The 13,040-nt window shown below is 39.9% G+C and carries 13 protein-coding genes and 1 tRNA gene; 7 read left to right on the top strand and 7 right to left on the bottom strand.

Annotated elements, in window-relative coordinates:
• Genes E3K36_02855 through smpB form a run of 4 tightly spaced genes read right to left on the bottom strand, consistent with a single transcriptional unit; the run spans position 1 to position 3,044 of the window.
• Entirely contained in the window at positions 1–615 is a 615-nt protein-coding gene (locus E3K36_02855) for a class I SAM-dependent methyltransferase (protein MCF6154194.1), read from the bottom strand.
• 7 nt (positions 616–622) lie between these two features.
• Positions 623–2,113 carry a D-alanyl-D-alanine carboxypeptidase/D-alanyl-D-alanine-endopeptidase gene (gene dacB, locus E3K36_02850; protein MCF6154193.1) on the bottom strand — a complete coding sequence of 497 codons (1,491 nt, stop codon included), beginning with the start codon at positions 2,111–2,113 and terminating at the stop codon, positions 623–625.
• A gap of 24 nt (positions 2,114–2,137) precedes the next feature.
• Positions 2,138–2,605: a response regulator gene (locus tag E3K36_02845; protein ID MCF6154192.1), complete on the bottom strand. Its 468-nt coding sequence runs from the start codon at positions 2,603–2,605 to the stop codon at positions 2,138–2,140.
• 1 nt (position 2,606) lies between these two features.
• Positions 2,607–3,044 (bottom strand): SsrA-binding protein SmpB, encoded by a 438-nt coding sequence (gene smpB / locus E3K36_02840; GenBank protein MCF6154191.1) that lies wholly within the window; start codon positions 3,042–3,044, stop codon positions 2,607–2,609.
• A 150-nt stretch (positions 3,045–3,194) separates the two neighbouring features.
• Between smpB and E3K36_02835 the strand changes: the two genes are divergently transcribed.
• Positions 3,195–3,278, top strand: a tRNA-Leu gene (locus E3K36_02835).
• A gap of 2 nt (positions 3,279–3,280) precedes the next feature.
• Here E3K36_02835 and E3K36_02830 read toward each other — a convergent pair.
• On the bottom strand, positions 3,281–4,645 hold the full coding sequence (locus tag E3K36_02830; GenBank protein MCF6154190.1) for a hypothetical protein: 1,365 nt from the start codon (positions 4,643–4,645) through the stop codon (positions 3,281–3,283).
• A 400-nt stretch (positions 4,646–5,045) separates the two neighbouring features.
• On the opposite strand from E3K36_02830, the gene E3K36_02825 reads away from it, so the two are divergent.
• From E3K36_02825 to E3K36_02815, 3 genes are read left to right on the top strand one after another with little or no spacing between them, the layout of a single operon-like run.
• Entirely contained in the window at positions 5,046–6,566 is a 1,521-nt protein-coding gene (locus E3K36_02825) for a 2-isopropylmalate synthase (GenBank protein MCF6154189.1), read from the top strand.
• A gap of 56 nt (positions 6,567–6,622) precedes the next feature.
• Positions 6,623–8,119: a shikimate dehydrogenase gene (locus E3K36_02820; GenBank protein ID MCF6154188.1), complete on the top strand. Its 1,497-nt coding sequence runs from the start codon at positions 6,623–6,625 to the stop codon at positions 8,117–8,119.
• A gap of 21 nt (positions 8,120–8,140) precedes the next feature.
• On the top strand, positions 8,141–8,683 hold the full coding sequence (locus E3K36_02815; protein ID MCF6154187.1) for a shikimate kinase: 543 nt from the start codon (positions 8,141–8,143) through the stop codon (positions 8,681–8,683).
• Between the two features lie 82 nt (positions 8,684–8,765).
• Here E3K36_02815 and E3K36_02810 read toward each other — a convergent pair whose 3' ends face one another.
• Positions 8,766–9,062: a hypothetical protein gene (locus E3K36_02810; GenBank protein MCF6154186.1), complete on the bottom strand. Its 297-nt coding sequence runs from the start codon at positions 9,060–9,062 to the stop codon at positions 8,766–8,768.
• A 52-nt stretch (positions 9,063–9,114) separates the two neighbouring features.
• On the bottom strand, positions 9,115–9,603 hold the full coding sequence (locus E3K36_02805; GenBank protein ID MCF6154185.1) for a hypothetical protein: 489 nt from the start codon (positions 9,601–9,603) through the stop codon (positions 9,115–9,117).
• Between the two features lie 390 nt (positions 9,604–9,993).
• Between E3K36_02805 and E3K36_02800 the strand changes: the two genes are divergently transcribed.
• From E3K36_02800 to E3K36_02790, 3 genes are read left to right on the top strand one after another with little or no spacing between them, the layout of a single operon-like run.
• Entirely contained in the window at positions 9,994–10,860 is an 867-nt protein-coding gene (locus E3K36_02800) for a glycosyltransferase family 2 protein (protein MCF6154184.1), read from the top strand.
• Positions 10,857–12,275 (top strand): radical SAM protein, encoded by a 1,419-nt coding sequence (locus E3K36_02795; GenBank protein MCF6154183.1) that lies wholly within the window; start codon positions 10,857–10,859, stop codon positions 12,273–12,275. The genes E3K36_02800 and E3K36_02795 overlap by 4 nt, the downstream gene beginning before the upstream one ends.
• Entirely contained in the window at positions 12,272–12,934 is a 663-nt protein-coding gene (locus E3K36_02790; GenBank protein MCF6154182.1) for a class I SAM-dependent methyltransferase, read from the top strand. Before E3K36_02795 ends, E3K36_02790 begins: the two co-directional genes overlap by 4 nt.
• The last annotated feature ends 106 nt before the right edge of the window (positions 12,935–13,040 follow it).

Genomic DNA, 13,040 nt, shown 5'->3' with positions numbered 1-13,040 from the left:
CTAATAGCTGTTTTTACATTTTATCAGCCGGCACATCCCCCAGAAATTAACTCTCTGTTCGCAGAGTATAGAGAGGCGCGTATCCAGCAACAGTTCATCCAGATCAATGTGTTTCCCTAAACCTACCTTATCCCGGAATGGAGAAATGAATTTTTCAAAACGTGAGATAAGTTTGTTATTGCACCCTGTATAATTCAATATAAAAATTTCTCCGCCCTTTTTGCATACCCTTTTTATCTCTTTTAAAGTATGCAAAGGGTCAGGCACCACCGTGATTACATGAGAGGCAATGACTTTATCAAAACTATTATCCGCAAATGTCATAGATGATGCATCCATGACATAGAGGTTAACATTGGATAAATGGTAGTATTGTTTTTTCGACTCTGCCTTATCCAACATCTCCTGACTGATATCTATTCCAACCACCCTGGCATCCTTTGGATATAAAGGTAATGACAATCCAGTTCCCACGCCAACTTCAAGTATAGTTTCGTTGGGCTTTACGTTCATCATATGAAAGGCGGAATATCTTCCATGCTCAAAAATTTTTCCAAAAAAGGCATCATAAATCCATGAATAGAAAGAGTATACTTTTTTAATATGTTCACTCATATGATTTTTAATTATAACAATCTACTAAAGTTTTACAAATATCATCCTGGAGTTTCATAATCTTACTGAGATTTTTGAAATTGTTCATAAGAATTGAAAAGACAAGTACATCTCCATGAGGAGTATCGACATATCCAGAAAGTGTTGATGTCTTTGCAATATACCCGGTTTTCGCACGTATTTTATCTTTGTATCGTGGAGAAATCATTCGCCGACGCAGCCCTCCGTCTGTTCCTGAAGTAGGCAAAGAATCCCACAGTACCTTTGCATGTGGATGTTTCCTCATATACGCAAGAAGAGTAGTTATCATTTTGGGTGAAAGTCGGTTACTTTTTGACAAACCGCATCCATCATTAATTTGATATTCCTCAGGTTGAAAACCTAATTTTGCCATAAAATCCTGTATAACCTCTATCCCAGCCTCTAAAGTTCCTCTGCCCTTAATCTGCGCCCCCAGGGTTTTAATTATTTGTTCGGCATAAAAGTTTTGGCTTTGTTTATTTGTTACAAGGATGGTCTGTTCCATTGTAGAGGTAGTTTGTGTAATCACTTCCAAATCAGATTTGATAGAATCACCCTTATCAATTAATCGAGCATTCCCATGCACTGCAATACCATTCTTTTCGAGAATTTCTTTAAAGACAGTTGCAAGATAAAGTGCCGGATTATGTACACTTACCCACTTCTTTTCAGGAGATGCATTGACGTAGAACATTCCCTTAATAAATATCTGATTAGTGCCCGGTTTCCGATGGATAGAATATGCGTGCTTCTTTTTGTCGGTTGTATAAACACAGTTATTAAAGATTGTGAAATATGACGTATCCGGGTCTATTAAAAGTGTTACAGCGCTTCCCGGCCTTTTGTCGGGAATGACTGTGATATCGACACAATTATCATTAAAGGATAACCCACAACTTGGGGCACAATACCATTCAGACAATTGGTTTTGCGGCCAATCAGGATTAACATACATACGATCGAATATAGTGTCATCCGCTATGATATCTCCCGCGATTGCACAAATACCCCGGTTTCTTATAGCTTGTGCCCAGAATTCCGGAATAGCTAAGATATTCTCTTGATAAAATCTCCCCGAAATATTCGGATCACCGCTTCCTTTGATAATAACGTCCCCATTAAGTTCCCCTGAAGCCGCTATTATACCATTGGTTTTAATAATTGTTTTATACTCGAAATCTGGTCCCAGATAGTCCAGGGCAGCTGACGTGGTAAGCAGTTTCATATTGGAAGCAACACTGAATAAATCATTACTTCGGTAACTGAACAGGGAAGAGTTCTTTTTTGCTGATACAATACTAATACCGTACGACACGTTTTTGAGAGATGGATTATTTAATATATGCTGGAGGCGTTTGTTGAGATTATTCGGATTTATTATTTTTGCTTCAAGAAAGGTGACAAAAAACGCACCAAACATTAAGAAAAATGCAAAGGTATGAAAACACACCCTTAAGTTTAACCTGAGACAATGCATAAATCTTGCAATACGGGAAAGAAATTATTTCTTGCTTTTTGAGTACGACTTTGTTTTTTTGGGTGCAGCAATGACAAATCGAGCTTCTAATAAATTCTCGATCGTTTGCAAGACAAACGATGCTTCTAGAGGCTTTACAATAAAAACGTTTGCACCTGCTTTCGTGAAAGAAGATTCAATACGTTTTGATTTTTGGTTACTGATCACAATAATAGGTATATTGGGAATTATTTTTTTCATTTCGTATAGTATTTCCAGGCCAGAAATCTCCTGAACCATTGTGCTTACGATCACAAGATCCATTTTTCTCTCCTGGAGTATGGCTAAAGCCACTTGTTTATTAAGGGCAACTTCTGTTTCGTAGCCATTCTGTTCAAACAAATCCCTTAACGCATCAACTGTTTGACGTTCATCTTCTACGATTAATATCCTTACAGGAGGCATATTCTCCTTTTCACTTTCTTTAGTGGATTTGCCATAAAGAATTTCCAAATTATCTCATGGCTCTCTGTATTTCCCTCTCAATGGTTCGTTTTTTGATATCTTCCCGCTTATCTATAGTCGTCTTTCCTCTCACAAGGGCAAGCTCCACCTTTACAAAACCTTCCTTAAAATATAAAGTTAAGGGAACCATCGTATATCCCTTTTGTTTGACTTTACCAACTATCTTGCTGATTTCTTTTTTGTGCAAAAGAAGCTTTCTTACCCTTTTGGGCTCATGATTTTGTCTATTTCCCTGTTTATATTGTCCAATATGCATTTCGTGAATAAAAACTTCTCCATTATCGATATGAGCAAAACTTTCGTTGATACTTACATCTTTATTCCGAATCGATTTAACTTCTGTTCCAGTGAGCACAATGCCCGCTTCAAACTTTTCCAGGATTTCATATTGGAAATACGCTTTTCTATTCTTCGCTATAATTTCCATCAGCAATTGCAACTCATAAATAATTATCGAATTATTAAAAATGATTAAAATCGTAACAGATTGCCAATAGCAATGCAAGACCAATTTATTAAAATTCCTTTGACTTGGTTATTTTTATTTTTTACAATCAGTTATTCAAATTTCTTATAGGCCGAAGTGGCGGAATTGGCAGACGCGCTAGATTCAGGGTCTAGTCCCGGCAACGGGGTCAGGGTTCAACTCCCTGCTTCGGCATTTTATCGCAGCTTCATTTTCATCTTCCTTCTGAGTTCTGCTTCTTCCCGTAATTTTTTCACTTCTTCTTTCATATCGCTCAAATCTTCCTGGAGTTTTGCCCACCCATATACGTGTGTATAGCCCGGGTTTTCATGATAAGCCCCTTTCCATGTAACAGCAGCACTGTATGTTAATTTGATAAAAAGACGCTCTATTTTGGATTTATTTGTATAGGATTGCAGGTTTCCGTCAATGAAGGCATGACCAGGCAAAGAAATTTGCACTACTCCACCAATTGGTGGAATCAAAATCTTTTCCTTTTCTAAACCAATAACAATATCCTTCGCCTCTTTTATTACAGCCTCAATATTTTTATATATATCATCAGCCCTCGTTAATGCATTCTTTGCAAAGCGTAAGGAATGGCATGTATTACAGACAGACAGCATTTCTTCACGTTTTTTTGCTAATTCAATTTCATCTATGGCAGCGCCATTCCTGTCTATGTAAGACAGTCTACTTCCTGCAACAGGGCCACAGGTAAGTCCGAAACTCATATCATGATTACCCTGGGGCATATGGCAGGTAACACATACAGGCGAACGCAAGGATTGAATAGATTGAGATTCTTTTAATATGGCCGATTGACTTGCCGTATAAACAGTCCCGTGCTTGGAAGAGATGTATGCATCGTGATGGGGATGATCTGAACCCATGTGGCACGTCCTGCATGCCTCGGGCGTTTTAGCCTCAAGGGTATTGAAGGTATGCCGCGTGTGACATGAATCGCATTTAAATTGGATATTATGACACTGCTCACACTTTTCTGAACGGGTGTCTTTAGAAATTTCCATAAGTTTCTCGCACTCCATCACCCTTTGCCAGCCAATGGAGTGGCGACTCTTCATAAATTCCTTGTATTCTTTTCTGTGGCATTTGCCACAATTGCTGGCAGTAACCTTGCGCTGAACCCTAGTGTCATCGCAACTGTTCCCATTCATGCTGAGATATTCCAATTCTGTCATTTCCTTCATTACGAGTTCTGCATTTGAGCTAATGTGGCATGCCTCGCATCCCACACCCTTTCTTGCATGCTTGCTACCCTGCCAATCGGCAACCCAGCCATGTGTCACCCCACGTTCCTCGTGACATGTTATGCATTTCAAGGATTCTTCAGTAATTCCTTTCTCCTCTTTTGCACTTGTTGCCGCTTCTTCTGCTTTGGTAATGGTAATTTCTCCGGGAGGGGTGATTACGGTTTTCGGGGTAATTGTTGTTTTCTTTTGAGTCATACAACTGGCAAGAAAAAGGAATTCCGCAAAAAACACCATCATGGTAAAATATTTCAGAGATCTATTTATAAAACATCTTAACGAGTAAGGCATTTTTCCCCCCTTTTATAAAATCTAAGACTTTATTAGAAAAAAACCCGAATTTTACAATCGATTTTTGTGACACAAATATCGGCCTTTTTATCATATCTCTGAAGCATTAAAATCACAGAGATCGAGAACGGAATAGTAACAAAATAGATAGAGAACATATCAACACCCTCTTCACAATATACTCATGTCTCAACTCCCTTGGAAATTCTACCTTTTTTCACCCAATTCTGCAACAAAGTGAAGTTTATTAGCAATATTTATCAATGAGACGCGATATAACTTATCAATCCCTTAATTTTAAATAGGTATTGAATGTATTCACCACATGTAGTAAAATTTTGCAATTATCCTATCATGACGGTACTTTATTTGATTTTGGGAATAAGAGAAAAAAATATTCGTGACCAATAATAACATCATTATTTTTGATACTACACTACGAGACGGAGAACAGTCTCCGGGCGCCAGTCTGGATATTAATGAGAAGGTCCAGATTGCACGACAATTGGCGCTATTGAATGTGGACGTTATTGAGGCAGGATTTCCCGTCTCGTCACCGGGTGATTTCGAATCAGTAAGTAGAGTTGCCCAGGAAATTCGGGGGGTTTCCGTAGCAGGTCTTGCCCGTGCTGTTGAAAAGGACATTGACAGTGCTGCCAGGGCACTGGAAAAGGCAGAAAAACCACGAATACATGTCTTTCTTGCCACCTCTGAAATACACAGAAAATACAAACTCCTCAAGGCAAAGGAAGAAATCCTTCATTTGGCCGTTAAAGGGGTTACACATGCCTTAAAATATGTAGATGACGTAGAATTTTCTCCGGAAGACGCCTCCAGAACGGAACTAGACTTTCTCATTCAGGTTGTTGAGGCCGTTATTGATGCCGGTGCAAAGACTGTCAATATTCCCGATACCGTAGGTTATGCCACGCCCGATCAATATGCATCCATTATCCGCGGATTAAAAGAAAACGTTAAAAATATTGATAAAGCAATAATTAGCGTACATTGTCACAACGACCTGGGGCTTGCCGTGGCTAATTCCCTTGCCGCAGTAAAGGCTGGTGCACAACAGGTCGAATGTACCATCAATGGTATCGGAGAACGGGCAGGGAACGCAGCACTGGAAGAGATCGTTATGGCCATTAAGACACGTCATGATTTTTACCAACGTTCTACTCGTATTGTCACAAAGGAATTGATTGCCACAAGCAGACTGGTAAGCACTCTGACGGGACTGCGCGTCCAGAGGAATAAGGCCATCGTCGGTGAAAATGCATTTGCACACCAGTCAGGGGTACACCAGGACGGGGTAATCAAGGAACGTACTACCTACGAGATTATGAAACCTGAAGACGTCGGGTATTTAAAGACCAGGCTTGTGCTCGGAAAATTATCCGGGAGGAATGCCTTTAAAACACGCATCAAGGAACTGGGATACGAATTATCTGAAAAAGAATTTGAACGGGCTTTTGAGGAATTTAAGCATATTGCCGATAAAAAGAAAGAGATTTTTGATGAGGATATCGAGGCCATTATCGGCATAGAAAAAATGGATGTCCCCAACATCTTTCAATTAGAAAGCCTCAGTATCAGTTGTGGACCCAATATGGTACCAACAGCCGGGGTGAGACTAAAATTACAGGATGGTCGTCTGGTGGATAATACTACCATTGGTGATGGTCCCATCGATGCCCTTTTTAAGGCGATTGATCTGTCAACAGGCATCCCTGGCAAGTTACAAGATTATAACATCCGCGCTGTTACCAGTGGAAAAGACGCAATGGGTGAGGTCTATGTGAATCTCGATGTGGATGGTAAGACCGTAGGGGGACGTGCGGTAAGTACGGATATCATTGAGGCCAGCGCAAAGGCATACTTAAACGCCATCAACAAGGTGGCTGCAATGAAACGAAAGTAGTTACCTGTAACTAATAAAAGTTAAAAATCCAAACCAAATATCTCTCAAACAAACACATGATCTGCATACCAATCATCGCAAACAACATTGATGATGTTCTCCGGGATATGGCAGAGGCATCACAGACAGCAGACATTATCGAATTACGCCTTGACTACATAAAAAATCCAGATCTGAAGCGGATATTTGAAAGGCGTACAAAGCCTGTGATTGTTACAAACAGGCCCGTCAGAGAAGGTGGCAGATTCGATGGAAGTGAAGAAGAAAGGATTGCACTCCTAAAACTCGCTATCCAGTTACAAGCTGATTTCGTCGATGTCGAACATGACAGTATTCAATATATAAGTAGGGACACGGAGCTCCGTGTCCCTACGAATAAAACGAAACTCATCATTTCCTACCACAATTTTCGTGAAACACCCGGTGATTTAACCGCCATTTATCAGAAACTTAGCCAGTATGGCGCCGATATTGTAAAAATTGTCACTTATGCAAACAATATTACGGATAACATCAAAATATATCGATTACTCCAACAAGCACGGGCGCCATTAATCTCGTTTTGTATGGGTGAGTATGGCATCATCAGCCGTATCTTATATAAAAAATTTGGCAGTTATCTGACATTTGCGTCTCTCCAGAAGGGGAAGGAATCTGCCCCTGGACAAATCAGTATTCAAGAACTTTTACATACCTATCAGGCGCAGAGGCAAGGCAAAAATACGGCAATCTACGGATTGATTGGAAACCCGGTCTCTCACAGCATCAGTCCAATTATCCATAACACGCTCTTCAAGGAAATGAATTTGAATAACGTTTACGTTCCTTTTAAGGTAGATAAAATCGATGACTTTATCAGAGAGTTTAGAGGATTGGATGTAAAAGGTTACAGCGTAACAATTCCTCATAAAGAATCGGTAATAAATCACCTGGATGCAATAGACCCAATAGCAAAAAAGATTGGTGCAGTAAATACCATTGTGAACAAAGGTGGCCAGTTAGTCGGTTTTAATACAGACTGTAAGGCGGCCATTCAAGCATTGGAAGATATGAATCAAGTATCTCTAACAGACACAAAAAACGATCGCTTAAAAGGAAGACGCGTTACCTTGTTAGGCGCCGGTGGCGCCGCCCGGGCAATCGCCTTTGGATTGCAGGAGCGTGGAGCACAGGTAACGATTGTAAACAGGAATTCTGAGCGGGCACAGTCACTCGCCAGCGATGTTGGCTGTCTATCCAAAAAAGTCAATGATCTGCCTTTAATTCAAACAGATATCCTGATTAATGCTACCCCTGTGGGCATGTTTCCCACGATCAATGAAACTCCGATCGATAAGAATCAACTAAAACCCGGCATGATCGTTTTTGATACTATCTATAATCCGATAGAAACAAGACTATTGCGTGAAGCCAAAGCTCAGGGTTGTAAAATTGCCGGCGGTTTGCCGATGTTCGTAAACCAGGCAGCGGCACAATTTGAACTGTGGACAGACCTGAAACCACCACTTACACTAATTGAAAATATTGCTTATAAAAAATTACTTGGAGAGTGACAGAGATCACTTTTATCACAATTGAATATTGTCTTGATTGGTTTTCGCGGAACCGGCAAAACAACCATAGGGAGAAAGATTGCTCAACGGCTTGGCAAAGAATTTATCGATGCCGATGAGTACCTGGAACAAAAAGAAGGAAAGACCATTAAAAACATTTTTGCAGTTGGTGGAGAAAAATTATTCCGGGAAATCGAGGCGCAAATCATTTCGGAGTTATGTATTCTCGACAACAAGGTCATTGCCACGGGCGGAGGTGCAATCCTGAGGGAAGAAAATATAAGGAAGCTTAAGAAAAACGGGATCGTAATCTATCTGGATGCTGACGTGGATACCATCTACAAGAGAATCCACGAAGATACACAAACACAGCAGAGAAGACCAAGCCTTACGAATCGTGGTAAACACGAGGAAATTGAATATCTTTTGGCATACAGAAGGCCGCTTTATGACAGGGTTGCAGATTTTGTGATAAACACAGCCTGTCTATCCCAAAATGATGTTGCAAATAGGATAATAGCCTTTATTAACAGCTATGTAATGGATTTAAGAAAAGGTAAGTAATTCATTACAGCCATCATACCGCCGTGACGATTACAGCACCCTGAGATCATAAATCTTTTAGATCTAAACTATTTCAAGAAAATTACCATCTCGAATTATTAATCTCCCGTACCATTTTAGATATTAATTTTTCATACGATTGGAGAAGCTTTTCCTGCTCCTTTTTTTCAAAAGATTTTATGGGTTTGTTTTCTATCTCCTCCACAATGTCGTCGATTTTCTTTGCAAGCGACACAACAGGCTTCACTTCACCAACAGGTTTTGTCTGGACATCAGATACTACTCTTTCTTTTTGAGGTTTTTTGGTGGAAGGTTTTTGACTAGATACAGATCTCTTTGAAGATCGACCCTCAGCAGTTGTATTTTTTTCTTCGCTCATAATTCCTACTCCTCATAATATAAACGAGACCCCCTAGTGAAATAATTATTTCTTAATGCATTTCATCCTCTTCTAAAGAATCATGTATCTCTTGCGCAATATCCAATACCTCTTCATTGTTGTCTTCCATATCACCAATAGCATCTTCCATCGTCTCAATGCTGGATTTTAACAGTTCAAGGTTCTTTTCAATGCTATTTACTTTTTTTGCCATATCTTCCATTCCCTTATCTTTTGTCACGAGCTCTTTTATCCCGGATTCTATTCTTTTCCCTACTTCAAGAAAATTTTTTAGCACAGACTCCATTTGTTTTTTATTTGACTCCAGGGCTTTTCCGGATGAAGCCGACAATTTTTCCAGAATTTCTATACGTTTTCCAAAGGCGTCTATCTTTTTTGTAACAGCGTCAAAGGACTTCATCATAGAGGAAAAACCCGTTGTCAAGGCCTTGAATTGTTTGTCAAAATCTTTCAATCCTTTATCTATTGCTACCACTGCCTTTGACGGATCAGACATTTGTTTTGCATTCGGTTTTTTCATAGTTATTTATCTCTAATCAGTTAAACACGGACAAATAAGTTTATCGTTCGACTGACCCTTCGACAGTCTCAGTGCGCAGCACTGTGCATGGTGAGCGTGTCGAACCATCACGACGAAGTCCATGCCACCCTTTATTATTAGTTTGCAAGCGGTAACACAAAGGGAGAAATTGTTTGATTACGGCCATATTAACTAAAAATATACGATATGTATACAGATAATTTTAGTCAAAATCAATAACATTTTTTAATATTGATTTCCGTATAACCCTTATATTCAAGCTGAGATTAAAAAAGATTGAGAATATTACACGCATGAATTATAATCATTTTCATTACTATTCAGCCATTTTGTTTCGCAGCCGGCAAAATTACAAAACAAAGGCGATACATGTTAGAAGAAGCAAGCATTATCATTCCCGCTTACAATGAAAGGGAAGGAATATCACAAGTAATTGAGTCATTGCAATCATTAAAAAAAAGATATGGCAATCGATGGGAGATTATCATTGTAGACGATGGCTCTACCGATGGTACACCTGAAACGATGCAAAACACCCGGGATGTTGTATTGATCCGGCATCCCTTCAATCGGGGTTATGGGGCTGCCATTAAAACAGGTATCAGGCACGCAAAATATAACACGCTTATTATATCAGATGCAGACGGGACATACCCCGTGCAGGATATTCCCAAACTGCTTGCTCAATTATCAAAGAGTGAGATGGTTGTTGGGGCCAGAGGAATCAGCAATTCAAACATTCCTTTCATGAGAAAACCTGCAAAATGGGTGCTCAATAAACTGGCCAATTATTTGACGGGAATAAGGATTCCTGATTTAAACTCTGGCTTACGCGCAATGAAAAAAGACGTTGTGATGAAATTTATCCATTTGCTCCCCGATGGTTTTTCCTTCACGACAACGATCACACTCGCTATGCTCACCAACGATTACGCTGTTGATTTTGTTCCTATCGAATATAAAATGCGTTCGGGAAGGTCAAAAATACGCCCTATTCGGGATACCCTGAACTTTCTTCAGCTCATTATCCGGACAGTTTTATATTTCGACCCGCTCAAGATTTTTTTACCTATCAGCGCATTTTTCTTCATCTCCAGTATTGCTGTCCTTGTACTGAGTTATTTATTCACCCCCAAGGTCATGGATATTACCACCGTCATACTTTTTATCTCCGGAGTACAAATTCTTGCCATTGGGATGATTGCAGACCTTATAGATAAAAGAAGCCGATTATGAAAATACTTTTAATCAATCCGCCTTCTGAAAACGAATTGCTGGGAAACAATCCCAGCATTATCGAAGAGGAACGAGGTTATAATCCACCTCTTGGAATATTATATATTGCCGGTTACCTGGAAAAGCATACTGACTTCGATGTGGAAGTCCTGGACACCCAGGCTGAGGAGATTGGCTATGATCGTTTAAACAATATCATTCGCGCAAAATTACCGGATGTCATCGGTATAACAGTCATGACCTTTACCCTTATAGACGTCATAAAGGTTATAAATCTGGTGAAATCCGTGCATCCAAACATAAAGGTTGTTTTGGGAGGTCCGCACGTACACATTTATCCTGCAGAAACTATCAATATTCCCGGGGTCGATTTTCTTGTTCTGGGGGAAGGGGAAATTACCTTTAAAGAACTCGTAGAAAACATAAACGATAAGACCCGATTAAGGAATATCCCCGGATTAGTTTTTAAAGATGATGGCAGAATTGTTAACACAGGTGCTCGACCACTCAATGAAGACCTCGACAACTTGCCTTTCCCTGCCAGACACATGACCCCTGTCCATAAATATAGTTCCCTCATGGCAAAGAGAACGCCTATCACCACGATGTTTACGAGCCGGGGCTGTCCGTATCGATGCACTTTCTGCGATCGACCTCATTTGGGTAAAAGTTTTCGCGCAAGGTCGGCATTGAATGTGGTAAACGAAATGGAAGAATGCGTTAAACTGGGCATACGAGAATTCCTGATCTATGATGATACCTTCACCATAGACAGACAGCGCGTAATAGAGGTATGCAATGAGATTGTAAGAAGAAAACTCAATATCGGATGGGATATAAGGGCACGGGTAAATAATATTGATAAAGACCTGTTAAAAAAACTGAAAGAGGCAAACTGCGAACGCATCCATTACGGGGTGGAATCGGGCAATCCTGAAATACTAAAGATATTAAATAAGGGAATTACTGTGGACAGGGTAAGGACTACCTTTCAGGAGACAAAAGAGGCAGGTATATCCGTCCTGGCGTATTTCATGATCGGATGTCCAAAAGAAACGAGGAAAGAAATCATGGAAACGATTGCATTCGCCAAGGAGTTAAAGCCCGATTTCGTACATATCACGATATTTACACCATTCCCTGCCACGGAAATATATAAGATGGGATTGAGAGACGGCATTATAAAAGAAGATTTCTGGCGAGAATTTGCCAAAAATCCCACCAAAAACTTTCAGCCGCAGTGTTGGGAAGAAAATTTTACCCGTGAGGAACTGCAAGAATTAATTGTTTATGCCTATAAGAGTTTTTATACGAGACCTAGGTATATCTTGAAGCGATTGATACACGTGCGCTCTATCGGAGAATTTAAACGTATGGCAAGGGCTGGACTGAAGGTCTTTGGGATGCAGTCATGAAAGGGGTTTTAAATAAGGAATATGCCATTGCACGCCGGACAAAACGATCACATATTTATAGATTGAAGAGAAGAACCTTTGAAGTATTAAAAGGCATAGAACAATTCCATCCAGAAAAACCGAGGTCAATTCTGGACATTGGAGCTGCCGATGGCCTCATGCTGAACAATTTGAAAGAGGCATTTCCCAATACGACCTGCATAGGTATTGAATATGCGAGCGATTTGATAAGCTGTAGCAAGAGTAAAACTATCTATCTGATAGAGGGAGATGCCCTGGTATTGCCTTTCAAAGACAATGTGTTCGACATTGCGATCGCCACGGCAATTATTGAACACGTCACGGACCCTACCCAATTAGTCCGTGAAGCCTTTCGGGTCTTACGGATAAATGGCATATTTGTCATGACTACTCCTCACCCATTCTGGGAAGGAATTGCTACGCATATTGGCCATTTAAAAGAAGAGGAACATAACGAACTCATTAATTTAGGTAAACTCATATTTTTATTCGAAAAAATAGGGTTTGAAATCGTACAGGCTGAACGATTTATGATCTCCCCTATCGGGATACCCTTTGAATTGATGATCGAAAAGGTAGCGAAGTTATGTAGACTGAACTTTTTATTATTAAATCAAATAATTGTTGGGCGAAAATAAATATGCCAGCTTACTTCTGAGTACTGTGTGGATGGTATGTGGAAGTTTCCTTTGTTTTGTATACCCCGTTGTGAATTAAGGCGTTTGCTATAATACAATTTTATTT

This window comes from Candidatus Brocadia sp. (assembly GCA_021646415.1).
Taxonomy (GTDB): domain Bacteria; phylum Planctomycetota; class Brocadiia; order Brocadiales; family Brocadiaceae; genus Brocadia.
Note: the sequence above shows the minus strand (reverse complement) of the source record. Positions and strands in the feature narration are given on the sequence as shown.